The 26,000-nt window shown below is 34.0% G+C and carries 23 protein-coding genes and 3 pseudogenes; 20 read left to right on the top strand and 6 right to left on the bottom strand.

Translation table 11 applies throughout. From position 1 onward, the window contains the following. The first annotated feature begins 59 nt into the window (after positions 1-59). The 11 genes and pseudogenes from AD998_17775 (at position 60) to AD998_17725 (ending at position 12,735) form a co-directional block, all read left to right on the top strand. Positions 60-1,580: a hypothetical protein gene (locus AD998_17775; protein ID KOY87731.1), complete on the top strand. Its 1,521-nt coding sequence runs from the start codon at positions 60-62 to the stop codon at positions 1,578-1,580. Between the two features lie 2 nt (positions 1,581-1,582). After that, positions 1,583-1,936 carry a hypothetical protein gene (locus AD998_17770; protein KOY87730.1) on the top strand — a complete coding sequence of 118 codons (354 nt, stop codon included), beginning with the start codon at positions 1,583-1,585 and terminating at the stop codon, positions 1,934-1,936. A gap of 479 nt (positions 1,937-2,415) precedes the next feature. Then, positions 2,416-4,965 carry a TonB-dependent receptor gene (locus AD998_17765; GenBank protein KOY87729.1) on the top strand — a complete coding sequence of 850 codons (2,550 nt, stop codon included), beginning with the start codon at positions 2,416-2,418 and terminating at the stop codon, positions 4,963-4,965. Positions 4,966-4,977: 12 nt separating this feature from the next. After that, on the top strand, positions 4,978-5,352 hold the full coding sequence (locus AD998_17760) for a hypothetical protein (protein ID KOY87728.1): 375 nt from the start codon (positions 4,978-4,980) through the stop codon (positions 5,350-5,352). Between the two features lie 63 nt (positions 5,353-5,415). Then, complete coding sequence (locus AD998_17755; GenBank protein KOY87727.1) at positions 5,416-6,051, top strand: hypothetical protein; 636 nt, start codon at positions 5,416-5,418, stop codon at positions 6,049-6,051. Between the two features lie 69 nt (positions 6,052-6,120). Continuing rightward, positions 6,121-6,957 (top strand): serine acetyltransferase, encoded by an 837-nt coding sequence (locus tag AD998_17750; protein KOY87726.1) that lies wholly within the window; start codon positions 6,121-6,123, stop codon positions 6,955-6,957. 31 nt (positions 6,958-6,988) lie between these two features. Then, positions 6,989-7,900 (top strand): cysteine synthase, encoded by a 912-nt coding sequence (locus AD998_17745; protein ID KOY87725.1) that lies wholly within the window; start codon positions 6,989-6,991, stop codon positions 7,898-7,900. A 19-nt stretch (positions 7,901-7,919) separates the two neighbouring features. After that, positions 7,920-8,732 carry a siroheme synthase gene (locus AD998_17740; GenBank protein ID KOY87724.1) on the top strand — a complete coding sequence of 271 codons (813 nt, stop codon included), beginning with the start codon at positions 7,920-7,922 and terminating at the stop codon, positions 8,730-8,732. Continuing rightward, entirely contained in the window at positions 8,722-10,407 is a 1,686-nt protein-coding gene (locus AD998_17735; GenBank protein ID KOY87723.1) for a hypothetical protein, read from the top strand. Before AD998_17740 ends, AD998_17735 begins: the two co-directional genes overlap by 11 nt. A gap of 19 nt (positions 10,408-10,426) precedes the next feature. Next, entirely contained in the window at positions 10,427-12,070 is a 1,644-nt protein-coding gene (locus AD998_17730; GenBank protein ID KOY88272.1) for a sulfite reductase subunit beta, read from the top strand. Then, positions 12,070-12,735: pseudogene (locus AD998_17725) on the top strand (siroheme synthase). The gene AD998_17730 and the pseudogene AD998_17725 overlap by 1 nt, the downstream one beginning before the upstream one ends. 88 nt (positions 12,736-12,823) lie before the next feature. Here AD998_17725 and AD998_17720 read toward each other — a convergent pair. The 6 genes from AD998_17720 to AD998_17695 are packed head-to-tail and all read right to left on the bottom strand — an operon-like array spanning position 12,824 to position 17,964. Beyond that, the gene (locus tag AD998_17720; GenBank protein ID KOY87722.1) at positions 12,824-13,405 is read right to left on the bottom strand and encodes a hypothetical protein; all 582 of its coding nucleotides are present in this window, start codon (positions 13,403-13,405) and stop codon (positions 12,824-12,826) included. Between the two features lie 2 nt (positions 13,406-13,407). Then, the gene (locus tag AD998_17715; protein ID KOY87721.1) at positions 13,408-14,130 is read right to left on the bottom strand and encodes a hypothetical protein; all 723 of its coding nucleotides are present in this window, start codon (positions 14,128-14,130) and stop codon (positions 13,408-13,410) included. Positions 14,131-14,133: 3 nt separating this feature from the next. After that, on the bottom strand, positions 14,134-14,907 hold the full coding sequence (locus AD998_17710; GenBank protein ID KOY87720.1) for an SAM-dependent methyltransferase: 774 nt from the start codon (positions 14,905-14,907) through the stop codon (positions 14,134-14,136). 10 nt (positions 14,908-14,917) lie between these two features. Beyond that, positions 14,918-15,664 carry a hypothetical protein gene (locus AD998_17705; GenBank protein ID KOY87719.1) on the bottom strand — a complete coding sequence of 249 codons (747 nt, stop codon included), beginning with the start codon at positions 15,662-15,664 and terminating at the stop codon, positions 14,918-14,920. Beyond that, a complete protein-coding gene (locus AD998_17700) occupies positions 15,642-16,388 on the bottom strand; it encodes a 3-oxoacyl-ACP synthase (protein ID KOY87718.1) in 747 nt (248 codons plus the stop codon). Before AD998_17700 ends, AD998_17705 begins: the two co-directional genes overlap by 23 nt. A gap of 7 nt (positions 16,389-16,395) precedes the next feature. Then, positions 16,396-17,964, bottom strand: coding sequence for a hypothetical protein (locus AD998_17695; GenBank protein ID KOY87717.1), 1,569 nt, complete (start codon positions 17,962-17,964; stop codon positions 16,396-16,398). A gap of 226 nt (positions 17,965-18,190) precedes the next feature. Here AD998_17695 and AD998_17690 point away from each other — a divergent pair, with 226 nt between their 5' ends. The 9 genes and pseudogenes from AD998_17690 to AD998_17650 all read left to right on the top strand — a co-directional run bounded on the left by AD998_17690 (position 18,191) and on the right by AD998_17650 (position 25,946). Next, a complete protein-coding gene (locus AD998_17690) occupies positions 18,191-19,474 on the top strand; it encodes an amidohydrolase (protein ID KOY87716.1) in 1,284 nt (427 codons plus the stop codon). A gap of 72 nt (positions 19,475-19,546) precedes the next feature. Further along, a pseudogene (locus tag AD998_17685) lies at positions 19,547-21,481 on the top strand (hypothetical protein). A 254-nt stretch (positions 21,482-21,735) separates the two neighbouring features. Next, positions 21,736-22,407 (top strand): hypothetical protein, encoded by a 672-nt coding sequence (locus tag AD998_17680; GenBank protein ID KOY87715.1) that lies wholly within the window; start codon positions 21,736-21,738, stop codon positions 22,405-22,407. 26 nt (positions 22,408-22,433) lie between these two features. Next, positions 22,434-22,877, top strand: a complete 444-nt coding sequence (locus AD998_17675) for a hypothetical protein (GenBank protein ID KOY87714.1) — start codon at positions 22,434-22,436, stop codon at positions 22,875-22,877. A gap of 117 nt (positions 22,878-22,994) precedes the next feature. Further along, a pseudogene (locus AD998_17670) lies at positions 22,995-23,321 on the top strand (hypothetical protein). Between the two features lies 1 nt (position 23,322). After that, positions 23,323-23,709: a hypothetical protein gene (locus AD998_17665; GenBank protein ID KOY87713.1), complete on the top strand. Its 387-nt coding sequence runs from the start codon at positions 23,323-23,325 to the stop codon at positions 23,707-23,709. Positions 23,710-23,750: 41 nt separating this feature from the next. Beyond that, on the top strand, positions 23,751-24,272 hold the full coding sequence (locus tag AD998_17660; protein KOY87712.1) for a hypothetical protein: 522 nt from the start codon (positions 23,751-23,753) through the stop codon (positions 24,270-24,272). A gap of 50 nt (positions 24,273-24,322) precedes the next feature. Then, positions 24,323-25,147: a hypothetical protein gene (locus AD998_17655; GenBank protein ID KOY87711.1), complete on the top strand. Its 825-nt coding sequence runs from the start codon at positions 24,323-24,325 to the stop codon at positions 25,145-25,147. Beyond that, complete coding sequence (locus tag AD998_17650) at positions 25,104-25,946, top strand: hypothetical protein (GenBank protein KOY87710.1); 843 nt, start codon at positions 25,104-25,106, stop codon at positions 25,944-25,946. The genes AD998_17655 and AD998_17650 overlap by 44 nt, the downstream gene beginning before the upstream one ends. The last annotated feature ends 54 nt before the right edge of the window (positions 25,947-26,000 follow it).

The raw sequence follows: 26,000 nt of genomic DNA, 5'->3' as shown, positions 1-26,000 counted from the left end.
TAAACTATCTGCCTTTTTTCTTTTTGTGGTATATTTGGTAAACTAAAAACTTATCAATGATGCAAATGAAAACAAGTTTATTGGTATTGGGGCTTTTACTATGCTTTGCAGGATTTGGACAAAAAAAGCTTGTTCCCAAAGAAAAAAAAGGTAAATGGGGATATGTAAAAGAGGGTACAGAAAAATTTGCTATCAAAGCAAAGTACGACTATACAAAGCCTTTTGATGAAGTGGTTGGCTCAGAAAGAGCATTGGTAAAACAAAAAGGTAAATGGGGAATTATAGACACCAAAGGCAAATTTGTGCTTGCACCACAATATGATACTATTTTTGAATCAAAAAGGAAAAATGGTTCTTTTAAAATAGCCAGAATAGAAAAAGCAAAATGGTTTATTAATACAGAAGGTAAAATTGTATCTCCTGAATTTGCTGATTATGCAGATATTGGTGAAAAATGGGTCATGATTTCTAAAGAGGATAAATTTGGAATGCTTGCCAAAAATGGTGATACCTACGAAGAAACAATACCTATGCAATACAAAAGAATAGGACTCATAGGAAAGAATGTTTTTGCGTTGGTGGGTGCAAATAGTGTTTCGTTCTATAATAATGAAACTAAAAAAACTTCTGAGAGTTACGATAAACATCAGGTTTTGAATATCCCCTCTAATCCTTTAATTCATGTTATCAAAGATAAAAAAGATGGAATTATAGACAGAAACTTTAATATTTTGCTACCATTAGAATATAATGCTATCCGAATGGATAAAAATAGAAGAGAAAAAACGGCTTTTATTACTGTTCGTAAAGAAGGGTTGGAAGGCAGAATGGATACAACTGCCAAATGGATTTTGCCTGTGGAGTTTACAAGTATCAGAACTGATAATAATTATTTTATTGGAAAGAAAGATTCTCTTTCAGGAGTTTATGATTTTTCGGGTAAGCAAATACTACCACCACAATACACAGAAATTACGATTTGGGGAAAAAGTAGCCTGCTTGTAGTGAAAAAAATGGGTAAAAGTGGAATTTTAGATATGGAAGGTAATATCATTTTACCTCTTTTATATGCTCGTATCCAGATATTAGAGCAAAAAGAAAATAAAGTCTACTTCAAAACATACAATAATAACAAAGTAATAGCTTGGAAAATTGAAAATAAAACAGCTTCCAAGATAAACACTCAGGAATATGATGAACTCACGTATGCCAACGAGAGATTTTTGGTTTCAAAAGGTATAGATAAAAACGTCAAAAAAGGTTTGATAGATGAAACTGGCAAAACTATTACGCCTATTCAATACGAAGAATTATACTATTTTAAACCACAATTATTTTTTGCAAAATTAAAAGGCAAAGAAGGCTTGATAGACCCTGATGGAAAGGTTATTCTACCCTTAGAATATGATGTCTTAAGAAATGATGGTTCAAAAAAAGCTTATTTAGAGAAAGGAGAGAAGGCTTTTTTGTGGAATATAGAAGAAAAGACTTTGACACCTACTGAAAAGAAAGCTGAAAATAAGAAAGATAAAGAGTTGAAAATTCCTTTCAAAGAGAAAAAGAAAAAACGTCAACATTAAACTTGGGAAAACAAAAGAAAAATACATTAGCCAAAGGCTTAGAACAGGAACAAAAAGCCCTTGCTTTCTTAGAAAACAAGGGCTATACATTGCTTGCTCAAAATTATAGATATAAAAAAGGTGAAATAGACCTGATTGTTCAAAAAGAGAATTGGATAGTGTTTGTAGAAGTCCGCTTCAGAGCCTCCAACGAATTTGGCTATCCAGAACAAACTATTTCTGCTTCTAAAAAGAAACTACTCCTCCAAACTGCTGAACAATACACCTACGAAACAGCTTGGCAAGGTAATATTCGTTTTGACGTGGTTGCCATTCTTGGTGATACCCTTGAACACTTTGAGGATGCTATTATTTAATAATTAGAATGAATAATATTGTCTGTAAAACAGATATTTGTATAAAAATCCAAAAAAATACTTAAAATACTTTTATATATTCAAAAATGTTTTTTACGTTTGCTTCATCAAAAGATAAATAAAAAAAATGAAATTTTCTGCTAACTATATTTCTTGTGCGTGTTGTTGCTCAGTTTCTGAGGAGGCAATAGCCATTGTATAGAGCATTTATCATATTCTTTACATAGCAAGATCTCCTAATAATCATTATTAGGAGATTTTTTATTTTATAAAAAACTGTATTTAAAAATCATGTATTCATCTTCATTATTCAATAGCAAGTCTGTAGCCTGTATGTTGTGTTGTTTTTCACCACGCAAGGGGTGCTATGTTGCTATGGAATAAAATTCAACCATATATCAAACATCAAAAGCCTCTTGCAACCCAAGGGGCTTTTTTTATTGATGAATCCTTCAATCCATTTTTAAACTTTTACTTACATGAACAAGATTTTTAAACTCGTATTATTTCTAGGACTCTTTGTATGGGGGCATCATACAGTAGGTCAAAATTACCTGAAAGGTGTCATTAAAGATGAAAAAGGCATTGCCATTGCAGGGGCTTCTGTCAGTATTAAAATAAACAAGGCTTATGCCGTTACAGATTCTACAGGTTTTTTTCAAATAGAAGTTCCTTTAAACTCATTTGTACTAGAGGTAAGTTTTGTAGGTTATGAGTCTCAAGAAATATCCATAGAAAAATTTGAGGGACAGGATTTTAACTTAATTTTGAAAGAAGACAACGTCATAGATGAGGTAGTTGTTACATCTAGAAGACGTAAAGAGATTTTACAAGAAATACCCATCCCTATTTCAGTAGTCAGTGGTACACAAGTAGAAGACGCTGGAGCTTTCAATGTGAATCGAGTAAAAGAACTCATACCCACTGTTCAATTATACTCTTCTAATCCAAGAAATACAACACTCAATATCAGAGGTTTAGGTTCTACTTTTGGGCTTACCAATGATGGCATAGACCCTGGTGTTGGATTTTATGTGGATGGGGTGTATTATGCTCGTCCTGCTGCCACAGCTCTCGATTTTATTGATATTGAACAAATTGAAGTTTTGAGAGGTCCGCAAGGAACTTTATTTGGCAAGAATACTACAGCAGGTACATTTAATATTAAAACGAAAGCACCCAGTTTTAAACCCAATGTAAATTTTGAAGTAAGTTATGGTAATTACAATTATATTCAGGCAAAATCTTCTGTAACAGGTGCTTTGAGTAAAAAACTGGCAGGAAGGTTAGGTTTTTCAGGTACACAAAGAGATGGACTGATTTACAATGTTACAACTCAAAAATATATTAATAACTTAAATAATGTAGGTTTGAGAGGTCAGTTATTATATCTGCCCACCCATAACGTTGAAATTACACTATCAGCAGATGCCTCAAGCCAACGTCCAGAAGGATATGCTCAGGTAATAGCAGGAGTAGCACCTACTTTAAGACCTGCTTACAGACAATTTAATCAGATTATTGCAGATTTAGAATATCAACTTCCCAGTACCAATCCTTTTGATCGTTTGGTTGACCATAATACTACTTGGAGATCAAATAATGATTTAGGTGGAGTTTCCTTGAACATAGATGCCAAAATAGGTAAGGGAACACTCACATCCACAACTGCATGGAGATATTGGAACTGGAATCCTTCTAATGACAGAGATTTTACAGCATTACCTGTTTTAACACTTTCACAAGCTCCTTCCAAACATGAACAGTGGTCTCAGGAGATTCGTTATGCAGGTGAACTATTTTCAAAAGTTACGGGTGTAGTGGGTGTTTATGCTATTTCACAGGGTTTGTGGGCATCACCTTATCATACAGAAGAGTCAGGTTCTGCTCAATGGAGATTTTCACAAAGTTCTACCAGTAACCTCTGGAAAACCCCTGGCTTGTTGGAGGGGTATGGCATTCGTACTCGTTCCAGTCTCAAATCCTTTAGTGGAGCAGTTTTTGGACAGGCTGATTGGGCTATCACTAAAAAACTTCATTTACTGGCTGGTTTACGTTATAATTATGACCAAAAAACAGTCAATTTTGACCGTCAGACATATGGAGGTTTAGAAACAACAGACCCTGCTTTGATAGCTCTCAAGAATGCTGTTTATACCAATCAGACTTTCAATGCCAAAGTAGATAATAATAATTTTTCAGGTCAAATTACACTAGCTTGGAGACCTCATCAAGATATCAACACATTTGCTACTTATTCTGTGGGTTACAAACCTATTGGAATCAATTTAGGGGGATTGCCCACAGCCAATGGAGAGGTACTAACAGAACTGGCTCGTATCAAACCTGAATATGTCAATCATTACGAATTGGGAATTAAAACAAATCCTACTTCACAATCTACACTGAATGTAACCATCTATAATACAGAAATCAAAGATTATCAGACACAAGTACAAACTGCTGAAATTGGGGTAAACAGAGGTTATCTTGCCAATGCTGAAAAAGTAAGGGTTTTTGGAATAGAAGTAGATGGGAATCTGAAAGTGAATCGCTTTATTTCTGTATATGGTTCTTTGGCTTACACTAACGGAACGTATGTATCATTCAAAAATGCTCCAGTGCCTTTAGAAGAAACAGGTGGACAAACAGCATTTAAAGATATTTCAGGAGGACTTTTACCAGGAATTTCTAAATGGGCAACTTCTTTTGGGGGTGAAATTACACAATCAGGAAAATTATTAGGTAAAAATGGTAAGTTTTTCTGGGCTTTGGAGGGTTCTTATCGTTCAGGTTTTTCTTCCAGCCCTTCTCCTTCCAAATACCTTAATGTTAGTGATTATGGTATTCTTAATAGCAGAATAGGATTCAGAGTATCCAATGGATTATCTATTTTTCTATGGGGCAGAAATATTTTGAATCAAAACTACTTTGAACAACTATTGCCAGCAGCAGGAAATGCAGGACATTATGCTGGAGTATTGGGAGACCCAAGAACCTATGGTATTACCATTAGAAATTCATTCTAAGCTTTATTGACAATGAAAAAACTAAAATATTTAATCATTGTACTAATCCTGTATGGGAGTACTTCGTGGGCTCAAAACACAGAGGAGCATCACCAAAAATTTGACATAGGTTTAGAGGGGATGATAGGTGTTTCTGTAGGCAATAACTTTTATGCATTCAATGTTGGAGGACCCAGTTTGATGCTCAGACTACATAAAAACTTTAAAATAGGTGTAGGAGCTTTTCCTTCCTTTTACATTCTAAATGGTAAAACAGGTGCAAGACTAGGGGTTTCTCCAAGAATAGACTATAAAGATATTGTTCTAATAGCACCTTTTTACCACAGAGACTCTACAAATGAATGGATATGGTCAGTAGGAATGGGGTACAAGTTTCATAAAAAGTAAAAAAGTATCAGAAGATAAAAACTTCTCTTTTGATAATATAAACATCCATATTTTTTAATATTTATGAACATAGCAAAATCAGTTTTCATTTTACTTATCCTAATATCAATAATAGGATGCAGAGGACTTCAAAAAGGAAAAAATCATAGAGCAAATCATCAGGAGTTAGATAAACTTGTATCACTGATGACAGGTAAATTTTCAAGTGAGTTACAGGCTAAATCTGATACCAACTATTTTCATATCAGTCTGGTGATGGTACCCATTTGGAAAGAGAGAACAGATGGGAAATGGCTATATGTCGAACAGGCAACAGCATCCAAATTAAATCAGCCTTATCGTCAACGAGTGTATCATTTACAGCAAACATCTAAAAATACCTTCACAAGTGATATATACACTATTAAAGATGCTCTTTCTTTAGCTGGTTTGCAAGATGATCAAAATAAAATGAATCAATTAACTTTTGACAAAATAGAATTGAAGGAAGGTTGCACAGTGACTCTAATCCATGAAGGTGGTATTTACAAAGGAGGAACAGATGGAAGTAAATGCCCTTCTGATTTACGTGGTGCTAAATATACTACCACTCAAATAACACTCAAAGAAGGTGAGCTTCGTTCTTGGGATCAGGGTTTTGATGCATCAGGGAAACAAGTATGGGGAGCAACAAAGGGGGGATATATTTTCATTAAATAATTAAGATGGTTATATAAAATAAATCACATATAAATAACTTCAGAAAAAACTCCCATCAACCACTCACTTATGACAACCTCACTGACATCCACATTACAATTATTACATCAGGCAAAATTAGGGCTATCCACACCAGCTTTTCATAAGAAACAGGTAGAAAACTGGATAGAAAACTTATTTAGCTGGCTTTTTATAACTCAAAACGATTATCAAAACTTTGGATATTTTGAAAGTAAAGCAAAAGAACTAGAAATAGAACTACAAAGCTTTTTAAAAATAGAATTATCGGATAGAGAAAACATCGATTTGATAGTAAAATCATTTTTTGAGGAAATTCTAAATATTTACAATCAGTTATTAGAAGATTTACAGGTTATTTTAGAGTTTGACCCTGCTGCTAAATTGAAAGGAGAGGTGGTTCTGGCTTACCCTGGTTTTTTTGCAATAGCAGTTTATCGTATTACACATCTTATTTGGCAAAATAATGCCTTTATTCTAGCTCGTTTACTTTCAGAATATGCTCACAGCAAAACAGGCATAGATATTCATCCTGCTGCTGAAATTGGAAAAAAGTTTTTCATAGATCATGGAACAGGCATTGTAATAGGCGAAACGGCTACAATTGGCAATAACGTAAAAATTTATCAGGGTGTAACACTAGGAGCTTTGAGTGTAAGTAAAGAAAAACAGAATCAGAAACGACACCCTACCATCCAAGACAACGTAATTATCTATGCCAATGCTACCATATTAGGCGGAGGAACAGTTATCGGGCATGATAGCATCATAGGAGGTAATGTTTGGATAACAGCCTCTATTCCTTCTTATTCCCTTGTTTATCATAAAAGTGAGATCATTGTAAAAACCAAAGAAGTATTTCCTGAAGCACTTAATTTTTCTATTTAATATAAAATTTTCAACCTAAAAGCTAAAAAACATGAAAGTACAAACCATTCTTGAAACCATTGGAAAAACACCTGTTGTGAAAATCAATAAAGTATATGGCGAGAATAAAAATGTCTGGATTAAGCTCGAACGCAATAACCCAGGTAATAGCATCAAAGATCGTATTGCTCTTGCTATGATTGAAGATGCCGAAAAAAGAGGAATCTTAACGCCCAATCATGTAATTATTGAACCTACATCTGGCAATACAGGTATCGGACTTTCTTTGGTAGCTGCTGTAAAAGGCTATAAAGTGATTTTGGTAATGCCCGAATCCATGAGTATAGAACGCAGAAAACTGATGGAAATCTATGGAGCTACCTTTGAGCTTACACCTCGTGAAAAAGGAATGAAAGGTGCTATTGAAAGAGTAGCACAAATGTTACAAGAAATCCCTAATTCGTGGTCTCCACAACAATTTGAAAATCCTGCCAATGTGGAAATTCATAAAACAACAACTGCTCAGGAAATTTTAGAAGATTTTCCAAACGGGCTGGATTATCTGATAACAGGTGTTGGTACAGGTGGGCATATTTCGGGTGTGGCAGCTATTCTCAAAAGTAAATTTCCAAATCTTAAAGTTTTTGCCGTTGAACCCGAATTATCTCCTGTTTTAAGTGGAGGTTCGCCAAGTCCACATCCTATACAAGGAATTGGAGCAGGTTTTATTCCAAAAAATTATCATAGTGAATGGATAGATGAGGTTGTTCAGGTAAGTAAAGAAGATGCTTTCAAATATACCAAAGCCATTGCCAGTCAAGAGGGCATTTTGGTAGGTATTTCAACAGGAGCATCATTGGCTGCTGTTGCAAAAAAAATAGAGGGTATTCCTGATAATGCTCAGATTCTTACATTCAATTATGATACTGGTGAAAGGTATTTGTCAGTAGATGGATTATTTTAAACCCTAAAAGTGTGATATGATGAAAAGAATATATGGTCATGTGGTTTTGGCAGGAGCTGGCTCTGGCGACCCCGAACTAATTACATTAAAGGCTCTCAAAGTTTTACAGAAGGCAGATGTAATTTTAACAGATAGATTGGTTTCCCCTGAACTCATAGAAAAATATGCAGATGAGGAAGCAGAAGTGATTTATGTAGGCAAACAATGTTCTAGAGGTATTTACACCTCTCAAAAAGAAATCAATGCTTTGATGGTGGAACTTGCCCAAATGGGGAAATTAGTTTTAAGACTCAAAGGAGGGGATGCGAGTTTGTTTTCTAATATTTTAGACGAATTGGAAACACTTAAAAATTATCATATTTCTTATGAGATTATCCCAGGTGTTTCGGCTGCTTTGGGGGCTGCTGCCTATACAGGTATCCCCCTGACAGCTCGAGGGCATTCGAGAGGGGTTCGTTTTCTTACATTATACGATTTAAAAAGTATTACCAACCATCAATGGAATGATTGGGCTACTACTGACGATACACTTGTATTTTACATGAGTGGTCAGCAGACAGATACACTGGCTAAAAATCTTGTATTCAGAGGTATTGAGGAGTCTAAAAGTTTGGCAGTAATTCAGCAGGCGACAACTCCTTATCAGAAAACACAAGTGTTTTCATTTGCAGATATAGATGTTTCTAATCTTCCTGAATTTGAGCATGTTCCGACACTTATTATTGTAGGAAAAGTAGTGAACCTCCACCATCAATATAAATGGATTGAAGAGCAACTGGAAATAGAATCTTACTTTGATAATCACAAAACGCTTTTACAATATGCTGTCTGAAAATAAACTTTTATTGTTAGAGCAACTCATTCAAGATGCTCCCAAAGAAGAACTCATTTGGTTGAATGGCTATTTGGCAGGTTTGGCAAGAAATCACCAAGTACAAGCCCAAGAAAATATACAAGAAGTTACCAGAAAGCCTTTAATTCTTTATGGAACAGAGACAGGTAATGCCAAAAAAGTAGCTACTCAATTGCTTGCTTCTTTCAAAAAAAATAAAATACAGGCTAAAATTGCAGATGTTTTTCAGTACGATTTTGAAAAACTAAGCAAAGAAACAGATGTTTTATTTGTAGTAAGTACACAAGGTGATGGAGAGTTTCCACAGAATGCTCAAAAATTTTATAATGAACTTAAAAACTCAGCCCAAAATCTATCCCATTTAAAGTATTCTGTTTTGGGCTTGGGAGACTCTGCATATCCATTATTTTGTAATGCAGGAATACTTCTGGATCAGGTTTTTGAAGAAAAAAATGCAACAAGGTTATTGCCTTTGGTAAAAGCTGATGTAGATTATCAGGAAGCAGTAAAGGCTTGGGAACAGGATTTGCAGGAAAATTTCAGAAATACGACTAAAAATCTTTTATCAACAACACAAATTGTTAGTAAATCTGTAAAGAAGAAAAACTATACAGGCGAAATAGTACACAAAATTGTTTTAAATGATAGAGGTTCAAATAAAGAAACCTATCATATTGAAATAACTCCCCACGAAGAAGTTTTTTATGAATCTGGTGATGCTTTGGGCGTGATACCCCATAACAAAAAAGAGGATATAGAACGTCTGGTAGAGTATTTTCAAGTGAGTCTTCACACAGAAATTCTTGTAAAAGGAGAGACCAAAACAGTAGAATCATGGCTCTATAAGCAGAATATCAGAGGTTTAGGAAGAAATATTATTGAAAAACTAGAAAAGGTTTTAGGTGTAGAGATAAAAACTGAAAAAATAGACCTGCTGGATATTTTTGAGCAATATAATATTTCTAAAACTATCAAAATAGAGGATTTAATTGATATTCTACACCCCATTGCACCCCGTTTGTATTCTATTGCTTCTTCAAAAGATGCCCATGAAGGGCAAATTCACTTAACTGTAGGTTTAAATAAGTTTTCTGTAAACAACACGCTAAAAACAGGCTTGGCATCTCAGTTTTTAGCGGATTATCCAAATAACTCATCTATAGAGTTTTACATTCATAAAAATTCTAATTTCAGATTGCCTTCCGATGAAACAGACATCATTATGATAGGACCAGGAACAGGTATAGCTCCATTCAGAAGTTTTTTAGCCGAACGGAATCATAGGGGAGCAGAGGGCAAAAACTGGCTTTTCTTTGGCGAACAACATTTTGTATCAGATTTTTATTACCAAACGGAAATTCAGGAGTGGTTTGGTAGTGGATTACTTACCAATTTGGATGTGGCTTTTTCAAGAGATCAAGCACAAAAAATTTATGTTCAAGACCGTATCAGACAAAAGGCTAAAGAATTTAATGCTTGGCTAGAAAATGGAGCAAATTTATATATCTGTGGTCAGAAATACCCTATGAGTGAAGATGTGGAAAATACCATTTTGGATGTAATAGCTCAAGAAAGAAAAATCAGTTTGGAGCAAGCTAAAGAAGTTTTGGAAGGTCTGGAACTTGCAGGAAAATATCAAAAAGACGTTTACTAAAACATTAAAAATTACAGCTATGAGTGAAAAATTATCGCCTGTAGAAACCATTAAAACCAATAGTAATGGTCTGAGAGGCACACTAAAAGAGAGTATTGAATTGGATACCTATACAGGAAATTTGCGTTCGGATGATACCGTTCTTGTGAAATTTCATGGTATGTATGTACAAGACGACAGAGACCGTAGAGAGGAAAGAGCTTTGAAAAAACTGGACAAACTCTATTCCTTCATGATACGCCTGAGAATCCCAGGTGGTGTAATTACATCAGACCAGTGGAAAACCATACACGAAGTATCTGAGCAATATGGAACAGGCACTATCAAAATAACCACAAGACAAACAGTACAGTTACATGGGCTTCTCAAACATCAGATACGCCCTACAATTCAAACCTTTAATTTGGCAAAATTAGATTCGATAGCTGCCTGTGGAGATGTGAACCGTAATGTGATTGTTACAGCACACCCTCAAATATCGCCTATCCATCAGCAAATTCATGCTTATGCAGATAAAATATCGAATCTTTTACTCCCCAAAACGCAAGCCTATTACGAAATTTTTATTGATGATGAAAAAATTTATGAACGTTCAGTAGAGGCTGACCCACTATACGAAGACCGTTATTTGCCTAGAAAATTCAAAATAGCCATTGCAATTCCTCCCAGCAACGATGTGGATGTATTTGCTAATGATATTGGACTCATAGCCATTATCAAAGATAATGAACTGAAAGGCTTTAATATTGCCGTAGGAGGTAGTTTATCTGCTACACATGGAAACTTGCAGACTTATCCACGTTTGGGAACAGTCATAGGTTTTACAGATACAGAAGAAAAAACCTTAAAAGCTGTTTATGAGGTACTAACCATTCAAAGAGATTTTGGAAATAGAAGTGACAGAAAACTCTCCCGTTTGAAATATACTGTAGATAAAATGGGAGTAGAAGAGTTTAAAAATGAATTAGAGAAAAGAATAGGTTTTTCTTTAGAACCAGCCCAAGAATTTGAGTTTATAGAAAGAAATGACCGATATGGTTGGCAACAAAACCATGAAGGAAAATGGTTTTATACTCTTTTTGTAGAACATGGCGTTATCAACCCTCATCAAAAAGCATTTTTGTGGGAAGTTGCAGACTTGAATGTCTCAAATGTGATTTTCACAGGAAATCAGAATCTGATTTTGGGTGAAATAGAGGAAAAGAATAAATATCTGATTGAACAATTAATTGAAACGCATCAGATTGATATACAAACCAGTGGAATGCGAAAAAGCTCTATGGCTTGTGTGGCTTTGCCCACCTGCCCACTGGCTTTGGCAGAAGCTCAACGTTATTTGCCAATATTGGTTTCTAAAATTGAGCCTCTTTTACTAAAACATCATTTAACCACTGAAGACATCACCATTCGGATGACAGGATGCCCTAACGGTTGTGGTCGTCCGTATGTTTCGGAAATTGGTTTAATTGGCACAGCCCCACAGCAATACAATTTGATGCTGGGCGGAGATAGGTTTGGAGTTCGTTTGAATAAGCTTTTCAAAGAAAAGCTTTCTGAAGAAGAGATTTTGAATGAATTAGATATGCTTTTTGAGCTTTATAATACAGAAAAGGCTCAAAATGAAACTTTTGGAGATTTTACACATCGTAAATTTTTTCAGTAATGGAACAAGCAACAAACACTTTATTTCCAGTTTTCTTGAAAACGGACAAAGCTAAATTCCTAATTGTAGGGGGCGGTAATGTGGGTTTAGAAAAGGCTGAAACACTCATTAGGCAAAATCCAAATGTAGATTTAACGATTGTAGCTTTAGAGATTTATCCTAAGCTAAAAAACTTTTTGGAGCAACACCCTCAAATAAAAACTGAAATTAGAGGATTTGAAGAATCTGATTTGGACAATGTTGATTTTGTGATTACAGCTACCAATGATAGAACTGTAAATGCTGAAATCAAATATTTGGCAAATCTGAGAAATATTCTTGTCAATGCTGCTGACCAACCCGAATTATGCGACTTTTATTTAGGTTCTATTGTCAAGAAAGGAAACCTGAAAATTGCAATTTCAACCAATGGAAAATCCCCTGTACTTGCACGCCGAATGAGAGAGTATTTGGAAGAAGCATTGCCAGAAAATTTGAATGAGAGTATATCAGCTTTAAATGAATACCGAAATACACTGAAAGGAGATTTCAATGATAAACTAAACAAACTCAATAAGGTTACTCAAAATCTGCAAAAAACAAAACCAAACAAAAAGTTCAAAAATGTAACCGTAGTGATTTTATTTTTAGGTTTTATGATAGGCTACTTTCTAGCTTCAATCATGCCCATTAAACAAATTATAGAGTATTTTTAGACATTACAAACCCCAAAGGTATCATGAAATCTTTGGGGTTTAAAAAACTAAATTCTGATTAAGGCACAAACCAGCTCATCCCAAAATGAAAATGCTGGGTATTGATGCCATCATTGGGCATGCGTGTATTGAGATTTGACATATGTCGTATTCTGAACTGTCCGTTCAGGGCAAAACGCTGGCTAATTCTGTAATACGTTCCAACTCCCACACTATTGGAAAAAATAAATCCTCTGCGTTGTTTGGCAAGTGTAGCCGAAAAAAAGTGAAGCCCTGTACTTCCTATAAAATAAGGATAAAGCCTTTCTGTAAGCTTAAAAGTAGGTTGTAAAGTATTATTGATACCAAACTCCCAAGCCTGCTGAGAGCCTACCCAAACCAAATTGAATTGAGGTTCGTTGCCAATTAGAAATTTATAAAAAAACTTATTTTTCTGAATAGTATCTCGTCTATGGAAAAAATCCATGCTAAATCTGCCTTGGAGCATCATTACTTGGTAATTGCCTTCTTGTAGTTTGTTTTCAGCACTACTATATCCATAGCTCATCAAAAAGCCTTTTTCAATGGTTTTAGAGCTGATTTTTTGGGCTGATACAGACCATACAAACAATAAGAATATTGATGTCAGAATACCTCGCATAGCTATAATTTTATACCATAAAACACTCTAAAACTCCTAAATATATTGTAAAAACGACTGTCTTTGGGTGTAAGTTGCTTAATATCGTTTTGGGCATATTCTACTTTGAGACCTATTTTGCTCTTTTCTCCAAATTGTATTTGTCCAAAATACTGCCTTGGTGAGCCATTTTGAGCTGTTAGCCAGCCAGCAAAAGATAAACTCCTTGCTTCTGTTCCTAACTCTACAAACATTTTCTTGGAAGCATATTTGAAAGAAATATTAGATGCAGAAAGTTGTGGCGAAACATTGTCTATCCCAAATTTGAAAGGTACAATTTGTACTCCAATTTCATGGTTGGGATGCAAAAGATATTGAGCAGTAAGTCCTGCATAAAACACATATCCAATCCAAAACTGATTTTGGTTTTTTAATTTATTATTTAGCAAGCCAGTCTGAAACTCTGCACTAAAAGTATCTCCCCAATAAAAGCGTTTATCAGCCCTGAAATTGAAAAAATTGGCAAGTACAGAACCTTGCAAACGAGCCGAAATACCCATAGCCATATTGTCACGAATATCTGTGTTAAAAGCTATCGTATCTTTGATTTGTAAATCTCGTATCAAATTATCTGAAGTAGCTGTCCTATAATCCAAACCGATATTTGCTTCAAAATTATGAATACGTTTCTGTCCAAAACATATTGTTGCCCAAAAACATAACAAGAATGTAATTTTATAAAACATACTTCAAAATTTAAGGGTAAAATGTTGTTTGGGTTGTTTTTTTCTCAAAAACACTATTCCAATCCAAAATAAATCAATGCTAATCATGACTTGTGGATGAGAAACAACGTTTTGCCAAGCCCTTTTCATTTCATCAGACCAGTAAATATCATCTAAAATAATGACTGTATCTTCATGGCTTTTATCTAAAATTTGTTCAAAATACCTAATAGTAGGCTCATAACGATGGTTTGCATCTATAAAAGCAAAATCAATTTTGTCAAAAGTATCAAGTGTTGCAGGTAAAGTATCATCAATATTGCCCAAAACTGTTTTGATATTTGATAAACCAAGCATTTTAAAATGTGTTTGAGCTAATTGTATAAGGCTTTCAGAACCTTCAAAAGTATAAATGGTACTTTTAGGAACTGGGCTTGCCAAATATGCAGTCGTAATACCCAAACAAGTACCTAAATCTATAATAGTTTTGGGTTGAAAGCGATTGACAAGCCTGAAAAGCAGTTGCCCTATTTGAGCATTTTTAGTAGCATTTTTTGCAATATCTTTGACAGCCCTCTCAGGTGTTTTATTTACCTTTGAGCCTGCTCCAAAATCTTGAACTACAATAGTTTCTGTGCTATTGAGTAGGTTTTCTCTCAATTGTTCTATTTCTGCATAAGCATAGTATTCTTCTTCAGATTTCTTGATAATCTGGGTATATAATTCAAACACGAAAGGAGAGTGCAGACCATGTTCGTCTTTGGCTTTCCAAAAATATTCTAAATAACTCTTTATCACTGTTTTTTAATTAGAAACGAGTAGTACGTTTAGGGTAGATATTGACCTCATAAACAGACATATTGATATTAAATGATTCTTTGGGATATTTTTTGATTTTTTTTGCAAGATTTTCCAAATATATATTGTCATCCTGAAAATTTCCAATAATCAGCCATTTTTCATAGCCTTTGGCTTGATAACTGAATTGAATAGTTAAAACTTTGTTTTCCCATAAATCTTTTGAACTGTCATAAATTCCTCCATATTCTTTTGCCCATGTTTGCCTTAATCTCCTTTTTGCAAGATTATTATATTTGTTAAAATAAGTTATTTCGAAAGCAGGCTGAATATCTTTTATGATATTTTTTTTGATGGACTCATTAGAAAAAGCAATTCCCCATATTTTACTTTTAGCAATTTCATCAACATTGGTATTTGTAGAAACTAAAATTTTTATTTCAATATCATAGAATACATCTTTTTCAAGAGAGTATAAAAATTGTGTTTGTAAATAAGTTCGAGAATAAAATTTTGAGTTGAATAAAACTCCTTTGGCAAAGCCTTTTTGATACTCTTTCCCCAATCCCCAATAATTTGGATAAATGCTTTCTAAATCTCCTGTAAACCAATCAGTAACCTCTATTTTTGTGTCTTTTAAATCATTTTCGTTAGAGATATATTTGAATTCAGGATTAAGAACAAAATTTTGTCCCCAAACCCGAATAGTTATAAGATTTAAAAAGAATAATATCTTAACCCAGCGTCCCACCACCATCAGCAATAATTGTTTGCCCTGTGATAAAACTACTTTCTTCAGAGGCTAAGAATGCACACAAATTGGCAATATCTTCAGGTGTACCAATTCTACCCATGGGTATTTTTTGAATAAAGGCTTTTCTGTGGTCTTCAGGAACAGATGCAAACATTTCTGTATCAATAGCCCCTGGGGCTACGGCATTTACATTAATATTATATCTGCCAAGCTCTTTTGCCCATGTCTTGGTAAGTCCAACAATTGCAGCTTTGGCAGCTACATAATTGCTTTGTCCAAAATTACCTGTAATGCCTACAATTGAAGAAATATTCACAATTTTCCCATATTGTTGTTCTGTCATAACCTGACTTACCACTTTAGCACAATTGAAAACACCTGTGAGGTTCACATCCAAAACAGCCTGCCAATTCTCAGCAGTCATTTTTTTGAGGCTGGCATCTCTTAAAATACCTGCATTATTAACCAAAATATCTATTCTGTTATATTTTTCAAGCACTTGTTTGGTGGCTTTTTCCACAGATTCCAAATTACGAACGTCCACATTTTCCACAACAAACACTTTCCCACCTTTTTCTGTGAGTTCTTGTGCTGTTTTTTGAGCCAACTCTGTCTGAACATCCCAAATAATTCCAATAGCTCCTTCTTCCACAAATTTTGTTAAAATAGCCTTTCCAATGCCACGAGCTGAACCCGTTACAAGTACAATTTTATCTTTAAATTTCATATAAAAATCATTTTAAAACTTCTAGTGCCTTTAAAACAGCTTTATCTTGTGTATTTCTGATTTGGATTTGAGCTTCATTTCCCCACAAAACTTTTGCTAAATACGATTTATAATATAGTTTTAAGTAATCACTTTGAGTTGTATTCATAGAAATATTTCCTACAATATTTCTAAAAGTATTGATTTCTATTTGCCAACCTTTATCAAATTTATCTAAACCCATTTCTATCAAAATCTTTTTATTATTTTTAGCAAATAATGAAGCATGCTCTCTAAGCTTGTTTTCTCGCATGAGATTTAGAATACTTGTACTTAAATCAGTTGTATCTAAGGGAATAAAATAGTCAGGACTGATACCACCACCACCATACACTTTTTTGCCTTTTTTAGTTTTAAAAACCTGTTTACTATCGTAATGGATGCTGTCTTCGTGAAGTAACTCTCCATTTTTATAACGTTCAACAAGATTTTTATCATAAGGCTTTCCATTTTTATAATCTCTTTGGATGCATCTTCCACTAGGGCTATAGTATTTCGATACAGTTAAACGCATTTCTGCTCCATCTGAAAGTTCAAAAGGGACTTGTACTAAGCCTTTTCCGTAAGAACGTCTGCCTATAAGAATAGCCCTGTCATTATCTTGTAAGGCTCCAGCTAAAATCTCAGAAGCGGATGCTGAGCCTTCATCAATAAGTAGAACTACATCACCTTTTTCAAATATACCACCTTTGGTTGCCAAATATTCTTGGTCATAGCGTTTATGTTTGCCTTTTGTATAAACAATCATATTACCTGCTTCCAAAAACTCATCAGCTATTTTAGTAGCTCTATCCATAAAACCTCCACCATTATCTCTCAAGTCAATAATGATTTTTTTGACTTTATCTTTTTCTACAAGCTTTTTGAGAGCTTCAGTAAATTCTAAATCAGTTTTTTCTGCAAATTTAGATACTTTGATAAAGCCTATTTCGGAGTTAATAGCATAAGCATATACTGAATAACTACGAATTTTATCTCTGATAACAGAAATTTTCTGAATGTTTTTTCCTCTTAAAATAGTGAGTTCAACACTGGTACCTTTTTTGCCTCTGAGTTTTTTGAAAAGAGTATTTTGTGTGGTATTAGCAGCTAGATTTTCATTGTTGATGGCTATTACTTTATCACCAGCAAGTACACCAGCTTTGTCAGCAGGTCCATTTTTAGCTGGATATAGTACAAAAAGTGTATCTTTTACCCATTCATACTCAATGCCTACACCTTCAAAATCCGTTTCGAGCTGGCTTTTGGCAAGAGGAGCATCATCAGAAGGGAAATAGGAGCTATGAGGGTCTAAGTTTTGCAACATTTTCTGAATTGCAAAATTAGCTGTAGAGTCAAGTCCCAAACTGTCCACATAATTGTTCTGAATAAGGCTCAATACTTCAGTGATTTTACTGGATTGTTCGGATACTGTATTTTTTCTAGGTATTGAAATCATGAAACCAATACCAATTCCTAAAGCCAAAGCCAATCCTAAAAAAACAGGAATTCTGATAATTAACTTATTGTATTTATTTTCAATATCTTGCATATCCATGAAATTCTACCAAAATAACAAACCTATCAGCTCAAAACAATCTAAGTCTCGAATATAGCCAAATAGAACAGAAAAAAATAAAAAAAATCAAAATGTTGTAACCTCGATGCATAAAAGGTTGTCTTTAAAGAATGAAATATTTTACGATTAAGAAATGAAAATAAAAAAAATATTGGTTTTATAATGATATTGCACTAATTTGGTGGCTATTAAAATACTAGTTTTCATGAAAAAAGTATCTATATTGTTTTTAATGTTTGGAGCTTATTTTGCTTCTGCCCAAAATCCTACACCAGCCCCCAAACAAACACGTCCAGTTGTTATCAGAAACGCAACTATCCATGTTGGTAATGGCACTGTTGTGGAAAAAGGGACAATAGTGTTTGAGCAAGGTAAAATAACACTTGTAGATAAAAATATTGCATCAGATTTAAAAGATGCCCAAACTATTGATGCTACAGGTAAACATGTGTACCCAGGGCTTATTTTGCCATCTACAACAGTCGGCTTGACAGAAGTAGATGCTGTAAGAGCTACACGAGACTATTATGAGGTAGGAACCTATAACCCCCATGTACGCTCTCTGATAGCATTTAACACAGATGCGGAAATGCTTCCTACTATTCGTTATAATGGTGTACTTTTAGTGCAATCAACACCAAGAGGAGGAATTATTTCTGGTTCATCTTCAATCATGGAGTTGGATGGTTGGAATTGGGAAGATGCAGTTCATAAAGCTGATGATGGTATTCATATGAACTGGATTCCTTTGTATAGCTTCAACTGGAGAGAACAAATGATGGAGAAAAATAATGAACGCCCTAAGCGTATTGCAGAACTTGAACAATTTTTTACAGAAGCTATCGCATACAGTCAAACCACAAATCCTTCTTCAGTAAATCTTCGTTATGAAGCTATGAAGGGTGTTTTTGAGGGTTCAAAAAATCTCTATATCCATGCTGATGAAGCCAAAGATATTATAGAAAGCGTACAGTTTGCACAAAAAAAAGGTGTAAAGAAAATTGTAATAGTAGGTGGTTCGGAATCATTTAGAGTAGCAGATTTTCTAAAAAACAACAATATTCCTGTACTTTTAAATAGAGTACACAGCCTACCCAATAGAGCAGATGATGATATAGATATTGCTTATAAACTACCAGCAGTTCTGCAAAAAGCAGGTGTATTGGTTGGTTTAAACTATGAAGGAGATATGGAATCGATGGGTTCTAGAAATCTTGCATTTACAGCGGGTACTGCTGCTACCTACGGTTTGGATAAAGAGGAAGCTCTGAAAATGATTACATCTAACACAGCTAAAATATTAGGTATTGATGCAACAGTAGGTTCTTTAGAAAAAGGAAAAGATGCAACACTTATTATTAGTAGTGGTGATATTTTAGATATGAGAGGAAACCAAGTGGAAATGGCATTCATCAAAGGAAAGCAAATAGAGCTAACTAGCAAACAAACAGAACTTTATCAGAGATATAAAAAGAAGTATGGCAAATAATTTTTGTCTATTTAAACAATATATAAAATAAAAAACTCGTTTAAAGCAAAATTTAATAAACAAAATCTAACAATGAAAAAAAGTATTCTTATGGCTACATTTGTAGGGGCATTTGCTTTTCAGGCATCAGCTCAATTACAAAATAATCAAGCCAAATTTGAACCTGTATTTGATTTCAGAGCTACCCCTACACGTTCTGCGAGTGGTATGCCTGGCGAGGCTTACTGGCAAAATAAAGCCGACTATGTATTAAATGTTGAGCTTGACCCCGAAAAGCATAGTGTAAAGGGTACTTTTAAAATAACCTACACAAATAACTCTCCTGATAATCTTCCATTTGTTTGGTTACAATTGGAACAAAACAAGTTCAAAGAAGATTCTCGTGGTACTTATGTACAATCTGTAGAAGGTAGTCGTAACCGTGCAAACCCAACTTCAGGTTATACATTAGAAAACGTAAAAGTAGGTGGAAAACCTGCTCAATTCATGATTACAGATACTCGTATGCAAGTACGCTTAGATGTTCCTGTAAAAGCAAAAGGTGGAAAAGTAGAAATTGAGGGTTCTTATTCTTTCGATATTCCTGAATATGGTTCTGACCGTATGGGACGTATCAAAATGGAAAAAGGCTGGATTTATAACTTGGCTCAATGGTATCCCCGTATGTGTGTCTATGATGATATCAAAGGTTGGAACGTAGAGCCTTATTTGGGTTCTGGTGAGTTTTATTTGGAATATGGAAACATTGATTTCAAAGTTACAACCCCTTCCAATATGGTGGTTTTGGGTTCTGGTGCTTTGCAAAATCCTGCTGAGTGTTATACAGCCGAACAAGTAAAACGTTGGGAACAAGCTAAAAATAGTGATAAGACTGTTGATATTATTTCTGAAAATGAAGTAGGTACAGCAACTGCTCGTCCTACAGCTAAACCTAAACTTACTTGGCACTTTAAAATAGAAAATACTCGTGATGCTGCTTTTGGTGCTTCTACTGGTTTTATTGTAGATGCTGCTCGTATCAATTTGCCAAGTGGTAAGAAAATCTTGGCTATTTCAGGTTATACCAAAGAAAGTGTTGATAAAAATGCCAAAGGTGGTGGATGGGAACGTTCAACAGAATATAGCAAAGCTTCTATTGAGCATTATTCTAAAATGTGGTTTGAATTCCCTTATGCAACAGCTAATAATATTTCGGGTAATATTGGTGGTATGGAATACCCTGGTGTAAACTTCTGTAGCTATCGTTCCAAAGGTGAAGACTTATGGGGTGTAACAGACCACGAGTTTGGACATAACTGGTTCCCTATGATTGTAGGTAACAACGAACGCTTGTATCCTTGGATGGATGAAGGATTCAATACTTTCATCAATCATTATAGTACTATGGCATTTAATAATGGTGAATATTATGATGCTAATGGTTTTGCAATTAGTAATATGCGTAATCCTCAACTACAAGGTTTTGTGGTAAAAGGAGCTACAAGAGAGCCTATTTCTACATATCCTGACATAGCTCAAGATAGAAATTTGGGCGTAACAGCTTACTATAAACCAGGTGCTGGTATGTGGTTATTGCGTGAGTATATTTTAGGCCCTGAGCGTTTCGATTTTGCTTTCAAAAGCTATATTAAAACTTGGGCTTTTAAACACCCACAACCTACCGATTTCTTTAATTTCATGAACAATGCTGCTGGTGACGAACTTGCTTGGTTCTGGAAAGCATGGTTTTATGGAACAGGTACAATTGACCAAGCTGTTACCAATGTAAGCTATGCAAAAGATGGAGCAGCTTTGGTTGTAATTAAAAATAATGGAGATGTAATGCCTATCATGATGGAGGTTACAGAAGAAAATGGTAAAAAAACAATGATAAATTTACCAGTTGAAGTTTGGCAAAAAGGTAATAACAAAACAATTAGAGTAAATACTACTTCTAAAGTTAAGAAAGTAGAATTAGACCCTAAAAAAATGCTTCCAGATGTAGATGCAACCAATGATGTATGGTCTTCAGATGCAGATGCTAAGAAAAAAGCTGATGAGGAGGCTAAGAAGAAGGCCGAAGAAGAAGCTGCTGCCAAGAAGAAAGCTGAAGAAGAGGCTGCTAAGAAAAAGGCTGAAGAAGAAAGCAAAGGCAAAAAGAAAAAGAAGAAAAAAGATGATGATGATTAATAACAAAGAGAGGCTTACGAGCCTCTCTTTTATTTTTAAGATTCAAAAAAAAATATTATTTTTACAAAGAAAAAAAAATATAAACCCAAAGAATGCAAGGACTTAGCTATCACGTAGATATTGTAATGTGTATTGATGCGACAGGCTCTATGTCGCCAATTATTGGTAAAGTAAAAGAAAATGCTCTTCGTTTTTATGACGATTTAGCGACCCTTATGCGACAAAAATCGAAGCAAATTGATAAACTAAGAGTAAAAATAATTGCTTTTAGAGATTATTATGTGGATGGGGATAAATCTATGGAAACCTCTGAATTTTTAACACTCCCTGACCAGAAAGATGAATTTAAAAAGTTTATTGATGCCATTCAAGCTGATGGAGGTGGAGATGAACCCGAAAATGGCTTAGAAGCTTTGGCTTTAGCTATTCAGTCAGATTGGAGTAAGGAAGGTGATAAACGCAGACAAATTGTTTTACTTTGGACAGATGCAAGCACTCACCCTTTGGAGTTTAAGGCGGATAGTAAACCTCAAAATTATCCTACTTCTATTCCTAAAAATTTTGATGATTTATCAGATTTATGGGATGGACAAACCATGAGCAGAGCGTCTAAACGCCTCATTATGTACACACCTGATGCCTATGCATGGACGGATATTGCAAACCATTGGGAGAATACTATCCAATACCCTTCAAAAGCTGGTGAGGGATTGAATGAAGTAGATTACCAAACTATTTTAGATGCTATTGCTAATAGTGTGTAATGGAGAGATACATAATGAGTTAAGCTATGAAAAATATAATTCTTCTTATAATATTTTTATCGAATTGGAGTTTTGTTTGGGGACAAATTGTTGAGAAACCAGAATTGATTATTGTTGAAGATAAGCAGGATTTAGAAGTGTTACTCTCTTGCTGTTGTAAACAAGATACTTTTTATGAAGGGGGGATAAATCAATTCTATAAAGATTTTAAAAACAATTTAAAATACCCTAAAGGAGTTAGAAAATTTAAAGGAGAAACATATTTAATATTTACAGTTTCTAAGGTAGGTAAAATCATCAATCCTAAAATAGAAAAAAGCGTAGGGCAAGAATATGATAAAATGGTATTGAGAGCTTTGGAACAAATTCATCAGAATTGGTCAGTAGCTAAAGATGATAGAGGAAAAATTATTAATCAAGAAAAAAGAATACAAATTATTTTTAACAAACGAAAATTTAAAATCATATAAATCATGAAAATGAGATTACTCCTTATAATCAGCATGTTTTTTGCTGTAAATGTATATGGACAAGATAAAGACAAGGTTTTTCAGGAATTTGAAACAGCTCAAAACTGTGAATTTCCAGGAGGAGTGAATAACTTTAGGCTGTTAGTTGCTCAAAACATCAAATATCCTAAAGAAGCAAAGAGAAAAGCCATTCAGGGAATAAGTATAATTCAATTTACTGTGAATAAAAAAGGTAAAATGGAGGATTTTAAAGTACTTAAACGTATAGGAGAAGGCTGTGATGAAGCAGCCATGGATGCTATGATGGTTCTCAATGCAAATTATACTTGGAAACCAGCTCTTAATAAAGATGGTAAACCTGTAAAAGTTCGTAAGTCAATTCCTGTTAATTTTAAATTAGATGATCCTGAGAAACCCAAAACAAATCCACTAGAATCTAAATAAAATGCCTATGAAAGTGTTTATTTTACTTTGCTGTTTATGTGTAGGAGCAAATACTTTTGCCCAACACACCAACAATATTTATCAAGAATTTGAGGTAGCTCAAAATGCTGAATTCCCTGAAGGAATTGAAAACTTCAAGAAACTGATTTATCAAAATATTCAATATCCTGCTCAGAAAAAGAAAACAGTAGCAGTTGTTTCTTTTTTGGTAAATGAACAAGGTAAAGTAGAACAAGTAAAAGCCCTTAAAAAAGCTGGAGATGGCTATGATGAGGCTACTATCAAGGCAATTATGATAGTAAACAGTAAATATACTTGGAAACCTGCACTCAATAGTAATGGACAAATTGTGAAAGTTCGTAAAACCATTCCTATCAAATTTGAGTAAAAGGTAGAAAAGTTGTATATTCGTTTTTTAAAATGAAGTTTATGAAGAAATTCTTTGGAACAGTTTTGTTTATAGTGTTTTATACTATCACAGCATTTGGACAAGATTCTACCAATGTAGAAAAACCTATAGATTCTCTAAAAGTAACTCCTGTAGATACCAATACAGTGGATTCTACGCAAATAGGAGAAGTAAAACCAACACAAAAATTTACATTAAACACCAAAGCAAAATATGAAGGTGGTGATTCGGCATTTGTAAAAAAAGTTCGTCAAAATATTACATATCCTGCTGAAGCAAGACAAAAAAAGTTCAAAAGTAAATTAATAGTTCAGTTTATTGTAGATAAAGACGGAAAAGTTAGAGATATAAAAATTACAGAAGGATTTCCTGAAGATGCAGAAGCCGAATTTAAAACGCTCATAGAGGGGCTTGTCATCAATGCTATTAATGTAGCATCCGAAACAGGGTGGACACCTGCTACCAATAATGTTAATCAAAATGTAGCAATGCGAAAAACTATTCCCATTGTTTTCAATCCTTATAAAACCAAGCCAGATTAAACTTTCTTGGTACTATATTTGTCTAATACAAAAGAAAACCTGTTTATTCTATGAAAAAATATCTACTTTCTTTTGTATTTCTATTTCTTTATTTTCAAAGTAAAGCTCAATACTCATCTATTTCTTTTTCTACATTGGAGGGAGAAACTTTTTTGCTCTATATGAATGGCAATCAGGTGAATCAGAACCCAGAAACATTTGTCAGAGCTGATAATTTATGGACAGGTGTATATTGGGTAAAAATTGTATTACATCCACAAGCTACTCCTGTTATTTTAGAAAAGAAAATACCTGTTTTTGGAGTGAGAAATCTTTCTGTGGTTGTTAGAAAATCTCGAAAAGGGTATTATAAACTTTCTATTCAAAGTGTTGGAAGTTTGGGAGATGTACTCAATTCTGTACGTACAGGCAGAGTCTTTAGAGATATACCTATCCTAACAGATCCATTTCCACAACAAAGAAATCCTAATCCAACCAACCCCAACCCAACAAATCCAGTTGAAACAGAGGAAAAAAAGCCTTCCCAAACGGAAACAACTATGGATACAACCAATAAACCGATGCCTTCTCAGAATTCTTCTTTAAAGGTTTTAGATGCAGAGTTTGTAGAAATTAAACATCAAATGGAAAATGAAATTTCTGATGAGGAAAAATTACGTATTGCTAAATTTAGTATGAAAAATACAGGTTATTTTTCCTCTGAACAAGTAGCCATTTTGGTTGGAGTTATATCATTTGATAAAGAAAAATTAGATTTGGCTAAATTTGGTTATGAATACACCTATGACCGCTATCAGTATTATACCAAGGTTTCAAAAATGCTTAAAACCAATGAAAGTAAAAAAGCCTTATTTGACTACTTGGATAGTAAATAATATACTTTGTCTTTTGACTTTTACGGCCTGTCAAAACGCTCAAATAGAAAAAGATACATTTCTTGAAAAAGTTAGTTACCAAGAGAAAATAGTTAGTGAGATATGGATTGGAGATAATCCCAATCCATATGTTGATACAATTATTAAAAAATACAACGCTCAAAAACAACTTATTATAGAAAACGACCAGATTTTCTATGAGTATGATAATGCAGGCAATGTAAAGCAAGTATTTGCTTGTAATAATGTTGATTGTAGTGAACTAACAAAATACCTCTACACACAAAAAGGCAATGAAGAAATCATCAAACAATATTTTAATGATTCTCTGCTTAAAACACAGTTCATTCGTTCAGAAGGCAAATTGACTTTGAGTAGGAAGCATACTTCTCATAATCAGGAGAGTATGGACTTTATATCTCATCAATTCAGATTTAAAAATAATCAACAAATACAAGGTGAATATCATTTCAAAAATCCTGAAAAAACGGATTCATTATATATTGAGCAAAGATATAGATATGATTCTTTAGGGAGATTATTTTATATGGTTCGTATTCCTCAAAAAGATAGCCTCAATACCATTCAGTCACGTTTTTTTTATAATGAAAAGGGTTTAAAAGTTAAAAGTGAGCATACAAGTTTTATGCCTTATGGGAAAAGCTTTGAGAAATACGTAGACCACACAAAGTATTATGATTACAACTCTCAAAATCAAATTATAGAGGTAAAAGTCGTATCTAATCGAGATGGAATGCCTCAAATTTCAAGTAGAACAAAGTATTATTATCTGAAATAAAATAAAAAAGTTGTTTTGTTATTTGCAATCCAATGAAAAATATATAGCTTTACA

This window comes from bacterium 336/3 (assembly GCA_001281695.1).
Classification (GTDB): Bacteria; Bacteroidota; Bacteroidia; order Cytophagales; family Thermonemataceae; genus Raineya.
The sequence above is the reverse complement of the archived record's forward strand: the minus strand, read 5'-3'. Positions and strand labels throughout refer to the sequence as shown.